A 14,310-nucleotide genomic window follows, 5' to 3' on the forward strand; every position below is an offset into this window, starting at 1 on the left:
ACGCTCGTGCACCAGCTCATCGCAGCCCCGTTCCAGAACAAGCGGATCATCCTGCACCCTCGCAGCAGCAAGACCCTCACCGTGCCGCCGCCCAAGTACGAGGAGCTGACGCACTCGGTCGCGGAGCATGACCGGCTGCCGGACTGGCTCATCCGGGGCGCCAACCGGGCCTGGGACCTGGTCCTGCCCGCCGAAGCCGCGCACAAGACGATCGTCGTCCGTGTCGCCGGCCCTTACGAGATCACCCGCGCCACCTGGGAGATCAACTTGGGCTGCGACTACGACTGCAAGATGTGCTTCCTCGGCAAGAAGAAGTTCGCCGGGCTCGACTGGGAAGGCAAGAAGCGCCTCCTGCGCGTCATGCGGGACGCCGGAGTCATCTGGTTACAGATCACCGGCGGCGAGCCACTCATCGACCCCGACTTCCAGGCCGCCTACGCCCTCGCCTACTCCCTCGGCATGCAACTGGAGATCCTCTCCAACGGCTCCCAGCTCCGCCGCCCCCGGATCCACACCCTGCTGACCAACCTGCCGCCGTCCAAGCTCACCCTCAGCGTGTACGGGGCCAGTGCCGCGACCTATGACGGGCTCACCCGGCGCCGCGGAGCGTACGCGCGTTTCCGCGCCGGTCTCTACGGCGTCCTGGACGCTGGGCTGAACGTCGACCTCAGCCTGATCATCACCAACGACAACGCGCACGAGGTCGACGAGATGCGCGCGTGGGCGCGCGAACTGGGCCTGCCCTACCGGGAGTACGCCAACATCTCGCCTACCTACAGCGGCGGCGCCGAGACCCTCCCTTCGCAGTCCCCGCAACACCTCACCCAGCGGGCCCCCTTCACCGGCTGCCCGGCCGGTCACACGTTCTTCCACGCCGACCCTCACGGCCGCGCCTCGATCTGCAAGATCGGCCGCGAGCCCCACGTCAACCTCATGACCGAGGGGGTCGAAGGTCTGCGTGCCCTCGCCGGCATCGCGGACCAGCTCATGCTTCGCACCGGAGGATGTTCGGGCTGCCAGCTCTCCGGCACCTGCCGGGTCTGCCGTCCCATGGCGAAGATCTTCCAGGAGGCGAAGGCACCACTGCACAGTTACTGCCAACACGGACAGAAGGAGACGGTCTCATGAACACCGCTGTGCTCGAACCGCTCAAGGCCCCCACCGGCAAGGAGACCCCGCAGGCCGTGCCGGTCACGCTCACCCTCGGCCCGACCCGCACCGTCGCGAAAGCTGACGCCGACGGCCTGGTCCTGACCGACGTGGACAGCCTCGTCGCCTCCTCCCTCCCCGGCTGCGGCGACGACAACCCGTACAACTGATCCACCCCAGGGAGGGGCCGCGGCCGAAACCGCGGCCCCTCCCGCCCGGCCTCTGGAATGCTGCCCCTCATGCCCACCACCCGCCTGACCAAGCTGCCGCCGGAGGCCCGCGCCGCGATCGAGCAGCACACCGGCCCCGTCTTCAAAGACGAGATGGTCAGCTCCGGCCTCAACAGTGAGATCGCCGCCCGCGTCCACACCCAGTCCGGGACCTTCTTCGTCAAGGGCCTGACCACCGGCCATCGCCGCGTGTGGACCCAGGCACGCGAGGAGGCGATCAACCCCTACATCCGCCACCTCGGACCCGCCATCCTGTGGCACCCCCACACCCCCGAATGGGACCTGATCGTCTTCGAGGACATCCCCGGCAGCCACGCCGACTACAGCCCCGGCTCACCCGACCTCGAACACATCACCGCCGCCCTCACGAACCTCGCCCACACCCCGTGCCCGCCCGTCCCGCTCAAGCCGATGACCGAACGCATGGCGGACTACACCGGCGGCGGAGACCTCAGCCTCTTCGCCGGCGAACACCTCCTCCACACCGACTGGAACCCCCACAACGCCCTCATCACCGACCGCGCGCACCTCGTCGACTGGGCATGGGCCGCCCGCGGAGCCGCGTGGATCGACCCGGCGCTCTGGGTGATCTGGCTCATCCGCTCAGGCCACCCCGCTCCCCAAGCCGAGCAGTGGGGCGCGAAGACCCGGGCCTGGCGCGACGCGCCGCCGCACGCCCTCGACCTGTTCGCGAGCGCACAACGGCGCCTGTGGAACAAGATCGCCGGAACCGGCCCGGACCCCTGGACACGCGCCATGCAGCAGGCGGCGATGGCTTGGGACCATCATCGACGGTCGGTCTGACTGTCAGCGGGGCAGGATTGGCAGCTGAGGGTAGGCCGTCCGTACCGGAGAGGGCCCGCACCGGCTTAGACGCTCTAACAGAAGTCGGTGATCATGTGACTGTCGGTCTGTCTGCTCATTGGTGTGGTCGCGGGGAAGCGACAGTCGCGACCGTGGATCATCTCGAATGAGGTGTGGTCGCTGATCGAGCCGTTGCTGCCGGAGCCGGGGCCGAAGCTGGTGGCGGGCCGGCCGCGGGTGCCGGACCGGCAGGCCCTGAGCGGGATCCTGTACCTGCTGCATACCGGCATCCAATGGGAGTACCTGCCGCAGGAGCTGGGCTTCGGCTCGGGTATGACCTGCTGGCGCCGCCTGGCCGCCTGGAACGAAGCAGGCGTGTGGACCAGCTGCACCTGGTGCTGCTGAAGAAGCTGCGCGGGGAACGTCACGACAAGTCGGTCCAGGGGCGAGGTTCGCCCCCAGATAGCGGCACCCATACCGATTCGGACGGCCCGTGCTCCTCGATGTCCTCCAGGACGGCGGCTCCCAACGGGACCTCGCGGGCGAGGGATGCGACGAGTGGGTGCTGAGCGACCATCGCCCGTAGATCCCTGATTCGGGCGCCCAGCCGGGCCGGGGAGGCGCCGGTGAGAACGAAGAGCACGCGGGGGAAGAGTGGATACCAGCGCAGCCACGCTGGGCCGGTGGAGACAGCTCTGCGGCGGCCCACGGGCTGGGCTTCATATCGGAACAGTCGCGCGTACTCGATCAGCTTCACGGCCAGACGCTCGCTGCTCATCGTGCTGCGGTCGACCTCCACGAACGCGCGCAGCTTCCGACGGTGTTCGCCGTCGACGACCGTGTAGTGCATGACCGCGTCGGCTACAAGCCGCTCGCCTTCACCGATGGGGTGGGCTACTTCAGGGGTCCAGTCCCACGGGCCATGCTCGTGCCCGAGCCGGCGGGCGTCTGCCGCGAACGGCAGATGGGACCGTACGACGGTCAGCGTGTGCGGTGTCTTGAGCGAGGCCGCGGTTGTCGAGGTGATCGGGTACGGCGGACGCCCCCGCAGGACAGGGAGACCGCGGGTCAGACGCGCCCCCTCCGGGGTGAGGTACCAGGCATGCGTACGCGAACGGTCCGAGTCCGGCAGCGGGGTGAGGTCGACGAAGCCCGCGGAACGCAGCTGGTTCAGCACCCGGGAGAACAGCTGGCGGGAGCCGTCTGGCCGCAGCATCTGCCGCAACTGGCCGATCGTGGCGATCCGGTGCAGGGCGAGCGCAGTCAGGACCTGCAAGCGCAACGGTTCGGCGGGGCTGGGGGCCAACTCGGCGGCTGGAACGCAGGACGTGGAACGAGTCATGGGTGGGAGGCAAGTCTCAACTCCCGACCGACTGCCCGACCACGAGACCCCGACCAAGGTCACGACCCAGGAACGATTTCGTGGTCAGGGCCGTGGTCGGGACCCGCGGCCGCCGACCACGAGTCTGTGCCAAGTCCAGGGACCCGGGGTTGGGGGCAAAAAAGCGTACCGGTCGCGGCCTGGAAGGTTCGGCGATGGCCGGTCCGCAGCAGCGGGTGCTGCGGGGCGTGGTGGCGAGCCGCGCCATGCCGGCCATCGTGCGACATCCGGCCCGCAAGGGACCAACTCCCATAGCCGGCTGTCGCGTTCATGGGGCGGTGCGTCGGAGGTCCGCTCACCGCCGGGTTCTACTTCCTGGACCGCTGGGCGGCCTGCTCGAGGATGCGCCGGCGCGTCCACCGCCGGCGTCCGTTCTGGCGCCCGGCATTCTCTGCGACTCCGTCTGTGGTTTTCAGCAGCGGAAGGTTGCCTTGGGCCAGGCTGCTCGAGAAGGAACCGACGGTCTTGTACCCCAGCAGGGCGGCCGCCTGGCTCGCCCCCAGCAGCTCGTCGGGATCGCCGTCGACCGGAACGTTGGGCAGGGGCGGAGTTTCCTTGGCTCCGGCTCGTCTTCCGCGGCCGGGCCGGGTGGCCATCCAGGCCTGCAGGGTCTCCACCTTCCACAGTTGCCGGCGGTAGGGGTTCTTGGCCGTGCCCTTCTCTTCGACGACATCCGGCTCGGGGAAGTAACCGGGGTGGTCACGCACGAAGGTCGTGACCTGGTTGGAGTTCTTGTAGCCGAGGTACCTCGAGGCCTCCGCCGCGTTCAGCAACGTTCCCTGCGGGAGGGTGGGCGGTGCGTGTTCGGTGAGTCGTGCCGGCGCCCGGTGGGCGAACCACTCGGTGACCTCCGTGTGGTCCCACAGGCGGGCGCGGCCGCGCTTGTCGACAGGCTGGGGGAATATCTTGCCGGCCGCGTTCTGTGCGCCTCCGGTGTAGAGGCCGGTGATCCGTGCGGGTGTCAGGCCCTGTTCAGCCGCGATCTCGGCAGCGTCGGCCAGGCGAGGCTCATCGCTCGAGGTCATGGCAGAACCGTCCGTACCGCTCAGCAGCGGGCCGGCCAGCCCGGACCCGCAAATACAAATAATGGCAGGAGTTCGGGCTGGGCGTCCAGCCCGTGGCTCAGAGATGGTTGCTGTGAGCGAGAGCCGTGCTCGCGGCTCTCGGCTCGCTCTACTCCTCGGGGATCAAGCAGACGCCGCGGCGCGCGGCGTGTTCGGCCATTTCCGCGTAGGCCAGGGCGGCCGGTGTCATCTGCCACTCGAGGAGAGCCAGCAGCAGGATCACCTCGTCGCGGTCCTGCGAGGCATCGCACGGCATGCCGACCGTCTCCGCAGCGAGAATCAGATCCGCGGTGGTCAGCCTGGCGGCACGCTTTGACACCGTCTGGTGCAGATCCCGCAGGCCCTGCTGGTACAGCTTGTTCGCCTCCTGAAGGAGCAGCATCAGATCCTCGCCGTGGCGGCCCGGTGCCGCCGCAGCGAGGTCGAGGATGCGCTGGGTCGTCGTCATCTTCCTTGAGTATGCCTTCCCTGATGGAATGAGCGCCGGGTGGTGGTCAGCTGCAGCCGTCACACACCGGGCGGCGTCCGCTGTCGCGGGCCAGCTCGGGCTCCTTACGGGGCTCCTTCTGAGCGCTGCCCCCCACTTGGTTCTTTAAGGCGGTGAACCCCGGACCGTCGTCCGGGCAGAGGACGCCCGGGTCTGCCCCGCATGGTCTGGCATGGCGAATCAGATCGGCGATGCGCTTGCCGGCGCGGAAGCTGTCGCCCCGGACCTATTCGACCTCGGCATGCAGGTCGGCGAGCCGCGGCCGGCGGAGAAAAGCAAGTCGGGGAGGGACGCGTAGCTGCACAGAGCACAGGAGCAGCGCGTGTTGCCAGCCAGTTGCCGGCACCGGGCACGGAGTCGTACGACCAGGTGGACCGCGTTCGACGTCGGCCAGCACGACGTCGGCCAGCGGCACTTCATAAGATCTGCGCTGTGTCAACTGAGCTACAGCACTGTGGTGTTCGGTGTGCGAATCGGCCGGGTGGGAGCGGCCCTGGGCTGGTCGGGTGGGGGAAGGGAAAGGCCGTCGCCCTGGCGGGCGGGTTGCCAGCGGCGACGACCCGGGGTTCAGTGGTGGTGTCCCGGCGTCGGTCCGTGCGGTCCGAGGTGGGGCGGAACGCAGTAGTCGACGCCCGATTCCGGGGAGATAGGGTCGCCGGAGTCGATGTCGGTGCAGTAGGCGTCGAAGACTTCTCCGGCGGTGAGAGGTTCCAGGTCTCCCGCTCGTAGCCGCCAGCCGTAGATGCGGTCCCTGCTGCTCGGGGCGCTGGTCCGCACGACGAGTCCGCCGGGCAGGGCCGCGAGCCCGAGGGCGAGGACTGTGGTGAATTCCAGGGTTTTGGCGTCGTCGAGTTGGGTGGCGCCGTCGGCGTCCGTGTCCACGTGCAGGACGGCGACCAGGTTTTCCGGCGTTGCCGAGACGCTGCACACCATGTGCTGGTGACCCGGGGCGGCCGTGTCGAGAACGCGGATAAGGAGGTCTCGGGCGCGGGCGAAGGCCTCCTGGCCGATGTCCTTTCCGCAGACGGCGCAGGCGCCGAGGCGGGCCAGGAGCGTGGAGGCGTACTCCCAAGTTGCCTTGCGAACTGCTTCTTCGATCAGGACCGGGATGAGGTCGGTCAGCGGTTCGCCGTCGTACGGGATGGTCGGGCCCGTGGTGGCGATCTCGGCGGTGAAGCGGGAGCGGCTGGACGGGCTGTCGGGGGTAAGGCCGGTGTCGGCGCAGAAGTCGGCGTACTCCTCGGGGTCGAGGAGCGCGAGCATGGTGTGAATGCCTTGCGCGGCGCGGGACCTGAGAAGGTCTTCGACCCCTGCCAGGTAGGCCGCGTAGTCGTCGAACGCGAAGCTGCGGTAGTGCCGCATGGCGCGGAAGTCGTGCTCATCGGTGAGCAGGCCGATGATGCCGGGCATTTCGCGGCGCAGGAGACGGCGCATCGTCTGCTGGTCGGTGCGTGCGGTCCTGCCTCCCGCGCTCGATCGATCGGCGCGGGGCACGTCATCGTGGCGTTCGGAGGACTGGTGTGTGTGATTCACGTGCGCGCCCTTCTCGTGGGGGAGTTGAGGGACAGTCCGCCCCTGCCCGGCTGAACGGCAGGGGCGGGCCGGTAGTGCTAGCTGGTCGGCGGCGCTATGAGGTTGAGGCGGGTGGTTGTCCGTGCGGGCTGGGGCCCCTCCGCCTCACAACTGCAATAATAGTGTGTTTTGGGGAAATGGGAACCCTCCCCTGACCTGCTCTTCTCGCTCCCGCGACGCCTGGGCGAAACGCGGCCAGCATGGCGGCCACGGAGCCGGGGCGGCCCGAGGCCTCGACCGTCACCCTGTGCCCGGAGGCGCCGACGAGCACTGCGACACTGTCGACCTGGATGGGGCCGTGCTCCCCGGGCGGCCTGATGTCGTGCTGCCAGATGATCCGGGTGCGCCGGTACTGCTCCTCGATCCGGGCCCCGGGTAGTGCGCCGGCCACGGATTTGGTGACGGCGCGGCGGCTGCTTTCCTCCGCCTCCTGGCGGGCGGCGAGTTCGGCGGCCTGCTGCGCGGCCTCGGCGTGCAGTGGGTACAGACGCCGTGTGATCTCGCGGGCCACATGGTGGGCGCTGCTGGCCGTGACCCCGATCGACGGCGCGATCATCTTGGTTCCGTCCGGCAGGACGGCGTAGATCTTCAGCCGGTCGGGGTGGCGGCCGTCGGGCTGGCACAGGCGCAGGGCGCGGTCGTCGCCGTCGATGATGAGCCGTCCCAAAACGCCGTCGTAGTCCGTGAGTTCTGCGGTCCGGCAGTGTGTACCCAACTCCTGCGCCACCTCGTCGGCAAATGCGTCCACCTGCTCCTGTGTGGTCAACTCGCGTGGCATGGCGGTTCACTCCTTCGGATCGCTGGTCGGTGTACTTGGCGCGGGGCTCCTCGAGCCCTGGTCGCGCAGCTCGGCGTCGCGGCGGGCGTCTTCGGCGGTGTAGCCGGTGTCGCACCATGGGCGGCACAGCTGGCCTGCGGGTGCGCCGCACGTCTCGCACTGGTCGTCGAAGTCCTCCGCACGCCATGGGCGCAGCTGCCCGCTCATGCGGCGAAGTTCCGGATGTGGTCGGCCACGGAGCGGGCGGACAGGGCAGGGCTCCGGTGGAAGGGGGCGGTGCGGACAGCCTGCCACAGGCTCGACGGCTCCCACGGGTTGAAGTCGACTCCGCCCACGGGCCGGACGGACCACTGGCGGCCGCGGGGGCCGGTGACGGTGTACGTCAGGCTCCGTGGGCTGCCCTCACGTCCGCCGGCCTCCCATGCGAGGCCGGCGGACGTGAGCGCGCTCCCCAGCTCGTTGCGGCGTGCCCGGGTGATGTGCTCGAATTCGGCCGGGTACACCCGGGCCGGTTGCCGGAGGCGGCAGCCTTTCCACGTCCGGACGCGCTCGGGGCTGGTGACGTCCCACACGCCCTCCGGGCTGCGCAGCTGCTCGCCCACCCGGAGCGCGCGGGGCGGCTGGGTGTGGAAGCTGCGGCCGGGCGTCAGGCCGTTGTCCTTCAGGTCGGTGCACTGCCAGCACATCCACACCGTCTCGCCGTGAAGCCGGTGGATGCCCCAGCAGTTCTCGTAGCAGGTCGAGCACACGAATCGGCAGTCCTGAGAGGCGCGGACCGTTGCCACGTACGTCATGCGGGGCATTCGGGTGATGACCAGGCCGAAGTGGCGTCCCACGGACACGGTTTCTCCTTCTGGGCGGCGGTAACCGGTGGGCGGCCGGGACGGTTCAGGGCGCGGCGGTCCACAGCGGGAGGCCGGTGGTGGTACGGGCGCTGATGCCCGGGTGCACGGGGACGTCGCGGTAGTCGGACACCTGGACGTAGCCGCCGCGCTGGGTGTCGATGCGGACGGGAGCGCCCTCCCACTCCGGCCGGTCGATGAGTTCTGCAGGGAGGTTCTCGATGTCCTTGGCCCCGACCTGTACGGCCCAGGCGGTCAGCTCCTCGCCGTACTCCTGCCGCCGCTCCTTCAGGACGGTGAAGAGGTGTGCGAAGCCGTCGACCAGGGCCAGGGCGCGCGCCTTGTCGGGAGCGGGGTCCTCGGCGTAGGTCGGTGCATCGGGGTGGGTGCGCTCGCCAAGGCTCATCAGCCAACGCGTGATCACAACAGCTTCCTCGTCGGGCGGGCGGTGGGGGTCTGGGGTGCGGGGCGGTGCGTCAGGGGCGCCCGGACGGCTCGGGCTTGCGGTAGCGGTACAGGAAGCGCGCGGCCCACTCGCGGCCAGCGGAGCCGGGGATGCCGCCGCCGGTGCCGGGGCGGCTGCCGGGATGCTCGGCTACCCGCTCGCAGAAGTCTGGGAGGCGCCAGACGACCCCGTGACAGGTGCTGTCGTCCTCGGCGTCAAGTACCCGGTAGCCGAGCGAGCCCGTGTTTGCTGTGAACCTGAACTGCTTTGGCACGGCGGGTCCTTCGGTCGATGCCGGGTGCGAGAGGGGGCCGGGCTGGGGAGCGGGGCACCCTCTCGCACGTCTAATAATAGTGTCTTATGGTTTGGGTGTAAACCCGCCCCTGACCTGCGCATTCCCCTGGATGTCAGGGGGCGCCGACCAGGGCCGGGCGGCGGCCGCGCGGGCGCCTGCGCTGCTGGGCACGCAGGGAGGCGACTTCGGCCTCGGCGCGGCGGGCGCGCGCGTGCTCTTCTGCGGCTGCCTCCACGCAGTAGGGGGCCCACCACTGCAACTCCCTGATCTTCTGGGGCAGCGAGCCGGGGCGGTCGGCCAGCATGAGGAGCAGGACGGGGTGCGGGGAGAGGGCGAGCCACTGCGCGGCGGTCCGCCAGGCGGCCTCTGCTGCTCGCTGCGCGGGCAGCGCGGCGCGTGCTTCGCTCTCCAGGCGGACGGCTTCGGCCTCGTGGTGGGAGACGGACCAGGTGAGGAAGCGCAGCAGCCCCGGGGTGTCTCGGTACCGGGATGCCTCCAGGATCGCGGGCAGGTCGGCGCGCTGCGCGACGTGCTCGGCGCACCCGCGCAGGACCGCGGTGAGTACCGCGGCCGTCTTCTCCGACGGCGGGTGATCAGCGGCGGACATCATCGGGGACACCGACTCAGCGGGGCGGTCGGCGTAGCGGTAGAGGGTGAGGCTGCCCCGGTACCCGGTGCGGCTGCGGGCGAGCCGTGGGAGGGCATCGTCGGGGGCGGTGGTCTTGAAGGCGTTCACGATACCGAGGCAGGCACGTACGGCGGTGAACTGGTCCCAGCGGTGGGGGTCGGTGGTGCCGGTGACGTGCACGCTGCCGCGCATCGCCCCGCCCAACTCGAACACGACGGGCGTCGTCCTGGCGAGGGCCGGCGGTGGCGTGCACGGGGCCGGCGGACGTGTCGAGGGTCAGGCTCCGGCTGGGCATGGGCTGCGTACTCCTCGGGGCTCGGGCGCGGTGTGTTGGGGGCCTGCCGCCCCGCGCTCGCCGAAGGGGAGGGCGCGGGCGTTTGGGGCGGCAGTCGGCCAGTGGCGCGCTGGCCGGGGTGGCCGTCCACGCCCTGTACCGGGGAGGGGCGTGGACGGCGTCTGCGGGGTTACTCCTGCGGCTGCTTGTGTCGGCGGAGGTTGCCCCGGTCGGTCAGGGAGACCTCCGTGCCGCACGAGCATTCGCCATAGCGGCGACCGTGCAGGTGGAAGAACTTCGGTCCTGCGTTCTTGGCGTTGACTGTGCGGATGGTGCCGGGGACAGGCTGGGTGCTGATGCAGTAGCCGTCCGGCGTGGCGGCGGGCTTGTCGCTCATGAGCGCTCCTCGGTGGGCACATGGGGGTGGTGCAGTACGGTGGCGTGACAGACGACGTGCGGAGCGGCGTCGTCTGTCGGGCAGGACATGACGGCGGTCTGGAACTCGGCCGTGTCCATGGGGTGGAGCCACCCGCCGCGTATCGCCCAGCCGCACGCACGGGGGTTGGGCTCGGCGGCCGTGGTGGCGATCAGTACCGCGCTGCGCATGGTGCTGCCCTCCAGCGCGAACACCAGCAGTGCGCGCAGGGCGCAGAACTCGTCTTCGTCCAGCACGGCCAGGCGGATGGGCTCGGTGCCGATGGAGAGATCGGTACGGCCCGTGACGAACGCGTCGTCGGTCCGCTCGGCCACGAGGTTGAGCGTGTGCTCGCCGTCTCCCAGTGCCCCGAACACGCCGGTAAGGGCGGTGAGCGTGCGGTTCATGGCGGCCGCGATGGCGGCGTCGCCGGGGTAGGTGAGCTCCGGATGTGAAGGCATGAGGGCTCCTTGTGGGAAGGGGCGGTGGGCGGTGGGCGCCGAAAGGCCGGCCGCCGCTGCGCCCCTGGGCGGGGCGGGTGTCATATGGGCGCGCGGTCTGCTCCGCCGACGCGTCGCGGTGCCGCTACGCGGCAGAGGAGCGGCGGGGCGGGCGCGCTCCGCCGCCCCCTGCGGGGCTGGGGAGCGCGCTCCGCGCTCTGGGACGGTGGGGCCCCCGTGCGGGCCGGGCTGGGGGAGTTCTCCCGGCCCGCACGGGGGTCTGTCAGCCGTGCGCGGCGGCGGCCGTGAGGGCGGGTACCGCGAGCGCTTCGAGGGCGGCGGCCTGGTCGGCGTCGGTGAGGGTCTGCGCGGTCGACGTGACGGCCTGCATCACGCCCCCGGCCGTCATCTGCCCGCCCCGGATGAAGTGGGCAAGGATCCTGTCCTTGGCCTCGTTGCCGATGCTGAGCGACTTGGTGACGTGCTCGATCGTCTTCGTCGGCTCGGACAGCTCCTTACCGGCGGCGGCCTCCATCTCGTACACCTTGGCCTCGACGTACTCCCGTGACAGGAACGTGCTCACGGCGTCGGCGGTCTTGGAGGTGATCAGCTCCAGCGTCTTGCGCTGGGTCTGCCCGGACCAATTCACAACGCCCTCGTCCTGCTTGCCCCCGAGGTGCACGGCGCGCATGACGTCCTTGGCCTGGGTCAGGCCGTTGCGGCACACCTGGATGACCGCGCGCGGGGTGATCGTGTACGCCCCGGCTCCGACTTCGCTGTTGGTGATGACGAAACCGGCCGAGATCATCGGCAGTTCGTCACCGCTGCGGCCGTCGAACGGGGAGCGGTAGCCGCGCAGCAGGCTGCGGGCCTGGATCGCGACCGCTTCGGACTCGACGCGCACGTACATGCGCCGGTCGGTCAGGTCGCACCCCGTGATGCGGGTGGGGTGCCCGGACTGCTGCACCCCGTCCAGCGCGGCCAGCAGCATGTCAAGGTTGTCCATCAGCTTGTAGCTGTCGGACAGCAGCGCACGCGCCACACCCTCGGACGGCATGCCGGGGCCGTTCTCGCCCCTGAACGCGCGAAGCATGAAACGGCGCTCCGGCTCTTGCCGCATCCACGCGTTGACGTTCTCGTCCAGCAGCGGGACGTTTTCCGCGCGCATGCGGCGCAGGTAGGCCAGCGGAATGCGCAGCTTGTCAGAGACCCCCTCGTCGGCTACGGCGGTGGGCCGGTAGATGCCGTCCACGTCCGTTACGCCGTCTTCCGTGATCAGGGACTCGATGCCCTCGACGTGCACGTTTCCCTCACGCATCCGCAGCGCGGACGCGGGGGCGATGACGTCCAGCTTCCGGCGCTGCCCGTCCTCCAGGATGCGGACCAGGTCGTTGAGGTCGGCGTTCCGAGCCCCGGTGGGGGCTACGTTTGTGGCGCGCTCGGCGAACTGCTGAGTCATGTGGTGTTCTCCCCTTCGCTGTTGGTCTTTGCGGTTCGGGGGGCGGAGCCACCAACCCCCGAACAACTTCAATAATAGTGTGTTTCAGGGGTAGGTAAACCCACCCCTGACCTGACACTTAGACCTAGGCGCGGTATGCCCGGACCGGCGTCAGGCTCTGCCTGCGTACGTTCGCCACGATCGGCACGGGCACACCGTCCCGCATCTCGCACAGGTCGTAGCGCAGCGTGTGAGCCGCGCCGAACGTTCCAGCGTGCGCATGGATCGCCTGCACCCAGTAGGTACCGTGACGCTGCGTCAGGCTGCCGTGATACCGCACCCTTTGGCCAAGCACCGGCCCGGAGTGCTGCGGGGCCAGCGTCCGCGCAACCGAAACCGCGAGCTGATCCGCTACCCGCTCGGACAGCAACGTCGTAAACGCGTCGTTGACCGTCCCCCGGTCTACCGGCACATCAGCCATGGCGGGGCCAGTGTGACCGGTGCGCACACCCAGCGCCCAACCCAACTCGAAGAAGGGCCGGATGATCTCTAACTGCTTGTGCGACACCCGCAAGGCCTCCGGGTCGCTCTCGCTGCGGGCCAACTCCCGCAAGGCGTAATCGGCCTGTTCCCTCTCAGCTGCGGTGAGCGGCGCTCCGGCTTCCTCGGCCTGCTCTGCAATCCGCGTGTTCTCCATGGTTCCCACTTTTCCTTTCGGTGATGCCGGGTGGAAGAGGGGCGCCCCGGCCGGGGCGCCCCTGTGCGGATTAATTCAGGAATCCACGCGTCCGGAGAAACTCGGCCGTGATGTGCGCGATTCCAGCGGGCTTGTAGATCTGCGGGAATCGCCGCATCTCAACTTCGGTGCGCCCGATCTCGTCCGGCTCAATTAATTCGTGTACGAGCCGGTAAGGGTGGTCGCCTGTCGGCATTTCCAGCACAACCGGGCCGACGGGAGTGTCGAAGCGAATACCCGTGTAGTTCGCGTCCGAGTTGTGCACGATCTTCGCTCCTGCCCGCTGGCACAGCAGAGGCAGGAAGTTTGCGACCGTCCGAGCCTGGATGGAAAGGGTGTTCATTGGTGCGTCCTGGCCTCCGCGCACCCGCCGGACGATTCCGCCCTCGATCTGGATTTCCACCGTGTTCCCCTTCGTTGGTCCCTTGCGGCTCCTGGGAGTCGCCTCTCCCATGGCTTCAAATAATAGTGTGTGTTGCGCTCGTATGGAACCCCCGTTGCGCTGGATGTTGCGCCACGGTGTTGCGGTAGAGGTTGCGCTAGATGTTGCGCGGCCCAACTCCGGGCCTCCGCGTCACCGCAGGTCACCCTCACAGCTGGGCCTGGTACGCCTGCTGACATCCCCTCTGCTGCCACTTGTACCGCGCCCGAAGGATGAGTGAGGTCGTGGGGCGGGGTCTGCGGGTGGTGGGGTGGCTGCGTCGGGGATGGGGGGTGGGATGGTGTGTGGTTGCGCGTCGGCCGGAGGCCGCCGCGCCGCGCCGAGTCCGTGTAGGACCTGGTGGTCCTGTACGGGGGTGAGGGTGGGTCAGGCAGCTGCCCGGGCTCTCTCGTTCCCTCCGGGTCCTCCTCGCTCGCCGGGCCCGCCCGGCCAGCCGAGCCTGGCCAGGGGCCCGGGGGCCTCCTGATCCTCCCTCCTATCTCTTCCGGGCTCGTCCTGCCGGGAGGCAGGACACCCACCCCGAGCCCTCACCCCCGCGGCTTGGGTCTCTAACACCCTCACCCTCCACACGGATAGGGGAGGGGCCCTATCCCTTCCCCGGTATTCCGTGGTCTCTTTCCCCACGGAGTACCCATCAACTCCCCTCATTCCATAAGGGGATCGGAGATCCCCGAACCCCTCACCTAAACAATCCACCTGACGAAACCTCAACTCAAACCCCAACCCCCCACCCACAAAACCAAACCAGCCTGTTTCCGTGCCGGAGGCACGCACGTTATGGAATGGCCGGAGGCCAATTCCATAACGCCCCGCCGGAGGCGGGCAATTCGCGCGGGGACGCGCGAAACGAGCGAAGCGAGTATTCGGCTGCCGGAGGCAGAGCGAAGCGG

Annotated in this window: 18 protein-coding genes and 1 pseudogene; 4 read left to right on the top strand and 15 right to left on the bottom strand. The window is 69.3% G+C overall.

Translation table 11 applies throughout. The features are described from left to right. Positions 1–6: 6 nt before the first annotated feature. The 4 genes and pseudogenes from ACFYNL_RS38340 to ACFYNL_RS38355 form a co-directional block, all read left to right on the top strand. The gene (locus ACFYNL_RS38340) at positions 7–1,128 is read left to right on the top strand and encodes a radical SAM protein (RefSeq protein ID WP_388812513.1); all 1,122 of its coding nucleotides are present in this window, start codon (positions 7–9) and stop codon (positions 1,126–1,128) included. Further along, positions 1,125–1,319 carry a hypothetical protein gene (locus ACFYNL_RS38345; protein WP_388812515.1) on the top strand — a complete coding sequence of 65 codons (195 nt, stop codon included), beginning with the start codon at positions 1,125–1,127 and terminating at the stop codon, positions 1,317–1,319. The genes ACFYNL_RS38340 and ACFYNL_RS38345 overlap by 4 nt, the downstream gene beginning before the upstream one ends. Before the next feature lie 69 nt (positions 1,320–1,388). Beyond that, positions 1,389–2,183 (top strand): aminoglycoside phosphotransferase, encoded by a 795-nt coding sequence (locus tag ACFYNL_RS38350; RefSeq protein ID WP_388812518.1) that lies wholly within the window; start codon positions 1,389–1,391, stop codon positions 2,181–2,183. Positions 2,184–2,339: 156 nt separating this feature from the next. After that, positions 2,340–2,599: pseudogene (locus tag ACFYNL_RS38355) on the top strand (transposase); the annotation flags it as partial. An 8-nt stretch (positions 2,600–2,607) separates the two neighbouring features. On the opposite strand, the gene ACFYNL_RS38360 reads toward ACFYNL_RS38355, so the two are convergent. The 15 genes from ACFYNL_RS38360 to ACFYNL_RS38430 all read right to left on the bottom strand — a co-directional run bounded on the left by ACFYNL_RS38360 (position 2,608) and on the right by ACFYNL_RS38430 (position 13,381). Next, positions 2,608–3,525 (bottom strand): replication-relaxation family protein, encoded by a 918-nt coding sequence (locus ACFYNL_RS38360; protein WP_388812520.1) that lies wholly within the window; start codon positions 3,523–3,525, stop codon positions 2,608–2,610. Between the two features lie 347 nt (positions 3,526–3,872). Then, entirely contained in the window at positions 3,873–4,589 is a 717-nt protein-coding gene (locus ACFYNL_RS38365; RefSeq protein ID WP_388812522.1) for a hypothetical protein, read from the bottom strand. 148 nt (positions 4,590–4,737) lie between these two features. After that, positions 4,738–5,076: a hypothetical protein gene (locus tag ACFYNL_RS38370; protein WP_388812525.1), complete on the bottom strand. Its 339-nt coding sequence runs from the start codon at positions 5,074–5,076 to the stop codon at positions 4,738–4,740. A 606-nt stretch (positions 5,077–5,682) separates the two neighbouring features. Then, positions 5,683–6,549 (bottom strand): hypothetical protein, encoded by an 867-nt coding sequence (locus tag ACFYNL_RS38375; RefSeq protein ID WP_388812554.1) that lies wholly within the window; start codon positions 6,547–6,549, stop codon positions 5,683–5,685. A 193-nt stretch (positions 6,550–6,742) separates the two neighbouring features. Then, positions 6,743–7,465, bottom strand: coding sequence for a hypothetical protein (locus tag ACFYNL_RS38380; RefSeq protein ID WP_388812528.1), 723 nt, complete (start codon positions 7,463–7,465; stop codon positions 6,743–6,745). A gap of 6 nt (positions 7,466–7,471) precedes the next feature. Beyond that, entirely contained in the window at positions 7,472–7,672 is a 201-nt protein-coding gene (locus ACFYNL_RS38385) for a hypothetical protein (RefSeq protein ID WP_388812530.1), read from the bottom strand. Continuing rightward, positions 7,669–8,307: a hypothetical protein gene (locus tag ACFYNL_RS38390; RefSeq protein ID WP_388812533.1), complete on the bottom strand. Its 639-nt coding sequence runs from the start codon at positions 8,305–8,307 to the stop codon at positions 7,669–7,671. The genes ACFYNL_RS38385 and ACFYNL_RS38390 overlap by 4 nt, the downstream gene beginning before the upstream one ends. A gap of 46 nt (positions 8,308–8,353) precedes the next feature. Then, positions 8,354–8,713: a hypothetical protein gene (locus ACFYNL_RS38395; protein WP_388812534.1), complete on the bottom strand. Its 360-nt coding sequence runs from the start codon at positions 8,711–8,713 to the stop codon at positions 8,354–8,356. A 70-nt stretch (positions 8,714–8,783) separates the two neighbouring features. Next, positions 8,784–9,026, bottom strand: a complete 243-nt coding sequence (locus ACFYNL_RS38400) for a hypothetical protein (protein ID WP_388812536.1) — start codon at positions 9,024–9,026, stop codon at positions 8,784–8,786. A 133-nt stretch (positions 9,027–9,159) separates the two neighbouring features. Continuing rightward, the gene (locus ACFYNL_RS38405) at positions 9,160–9,888 is read right to left on the bottom strand and encodes a hypothetical protein (RefSeq protein WP_388812538.1); all 729 of its coding nucleotides are present in this window, start codon (positions 9,886–9,888) and stop codon (positions 9,160–9,162) included. A gap of 251 nt (positions 9,889–10,139) precedes the next feature. After that, positions 10,140–10,346: a hypothetical protein gene (locus ACFYNL_RS38410; RefSeq protein WP_388812540.1), complete on the bottom strand. Its 207-nt coding sequence runs from the start codon at positions 10,344–10,346 to the stop codon at positions 10,140–10,142. Then, positions 10,343–10,825 (bottom strand): hypothetical protein, encoded by a 483-nt coding sequence (locus tag ACFYNL_RS38415; protein WP_388812543.1) that lies wholly within the window; start codon positions 10,823–10,825, stop codon positions 10,343–10,345. Before ACFYNL_RS38415 ends, ACFYNL_RS38410 begins: the two co-directional genes overlap by 4 nt. 262 nt (positions 10,826–11,087) lie before the next feature. Next, positions 11,088–12,263, bottom strand: coding sequence for a DUF932 domain-containing protein (locus tag ACFYNL_RS38420; RefSeq protein WP_388812545.1), 1,176 nt, complete (start codon positions 12,261–12,263; stop codon positions 11,088–11,090). Between the two features lie 124 nt (positions 12,264–12,387). Next, positions 12,388–12,939, bottom strand: coding sequence for a hypothetical protein (locus tag ACFYNL_RS38425; RefSeq protein WP_388812548.1), 552 nt, complete (start codon positions 12,937–12,939; stop codon positions 12,388–12,390). A 70-nt stretch (positions 12,940–13,009) separates the two neighbouring features. Then, positions 13,010–13,381 carry a hypothetical protein gene (locus tag ACFYNL_RS38430; RefSeq protein WP_388812550.1) on the bottom strand — a complete coding sequence of 124 codons (372 nt, stop codon included), beginning with the start codon at positions 13,379–13,381 and terminating at the stop codon, positions 13,010–13,012. Positions 13,382–14,310: the final 929 nt, after the last annotated feature.

The organism is Streptomyces sp. NPDC007808, from assembly GCF_042868655.1.
Classification (GTDB): Bacteria; Actinomycetota; Actinomycetes; order Streptomycetales; family Streptomycetaceae; genus Streptomyces.

What these genes read in the sequence shown, in the direction of transcription:
- ACFYNL_RS38385 (WP_388812530.1), bottom strand. Translation starts at nt 7,672, where the DNA reads ATGAGCGGGCAGCTGCGCCCATGGCGTGCGGAGGACTTCGACGACCAG.
- ACFYNL_RS38370 (WP_388812525.1), bottom strand. Translation starts at nt 5,076, where the DNA reads ATGACGACGACCCAGCGCATCCTCGACCTCGCTGCGGCGGCACCGGGC.
- ACFYNL_RS38415 (WP_388812543.1), bottom strand. Translation starts at nt 10,825, where the DNA reads ATGCCTTCACATCCGGAGCTCACCTACCCCGGCGACGCCGCCATCGCG.
- ACFYNL_RS38420 (WP_388812545.1), bottom strand. Translation starts at nt 12,263, where the DNA reads ATGACTCAGCAGTTCGCCGAGCGCGCCACAAACGTAGCCCCCACCGGG.
- ACFYNL_RS38345 (WP_388812515.1), top strand. Translation starts at nt 1,125, where the DNA reads ATGAACACCGCTGTGCTCGAACCGCTCAAGGCCCCCACCGGCAAGGAG.
- ACFYNL_RS38380 (WP_388812528.1), bottom strand. Translation starts at nt 7,465, where the DNA reads ATGCCACGCGAGTTGACCACACAGGAGCAGGTGGACGCATTTGCCGAC.
- ACFYNL_RS38395 (WP_388812534.1), bottom strand. Translation starts at nt 8,713, where the DNA reads ATGAGCCTTGGCGAGCGCACCCACCCCGATGCACCGACCTACGCCGAG.
- ACFYNL_RS38350 (WP_388812518.1), top strand. Translation starts at nt 1,389, where the DNA reads ATGCCCACCACCCGCCTGACCAAGCTGCCGCCGGAGGCCCGCGCCGCG.
- ACFYNL_RS38365 (WP_388812522.1), bottom strand. Translation starts at nt 4,589, where the DNA reads ATGACCTCGAGCGATGAGCCTCGCCTGGCCGACGCTGCCGAGATCGCG.
- ACFYNL_RS38360 (WP_388812520.1), bottom strand. Translation starts at nt 3,525, where the DNA reads ATGACTCGTTCCACGTCCTGCGTTCCAGCCGCCGAGTTGGCCCCCAGC.
- ACFYNL_RS38425 (WP_388812548.1), bottom strand. Translation starts at nt 12,939, where the DNA reads ATGGAGAACACGCGGATTGCAGAGCAGGCCGAGGAAGCCGGAGCGCCG.
- ACFYNL_RS38375 (WP_388812554.1), bottom strand. Translation starts at nt 6,549, where the DNA reads ATGCGCCGTCTCCTGCGCCGCGAAATGCCCGGCATCATCGGCCTGCTC.
- ACFYNL_RS38410 (WP_388812540.1), bottom strand. Translation starts at nt 10,346, where the DNA reads ATGAGCGACAAGCCCGCCGCCACGCCGGACGGCTACTGCATCAGCACC.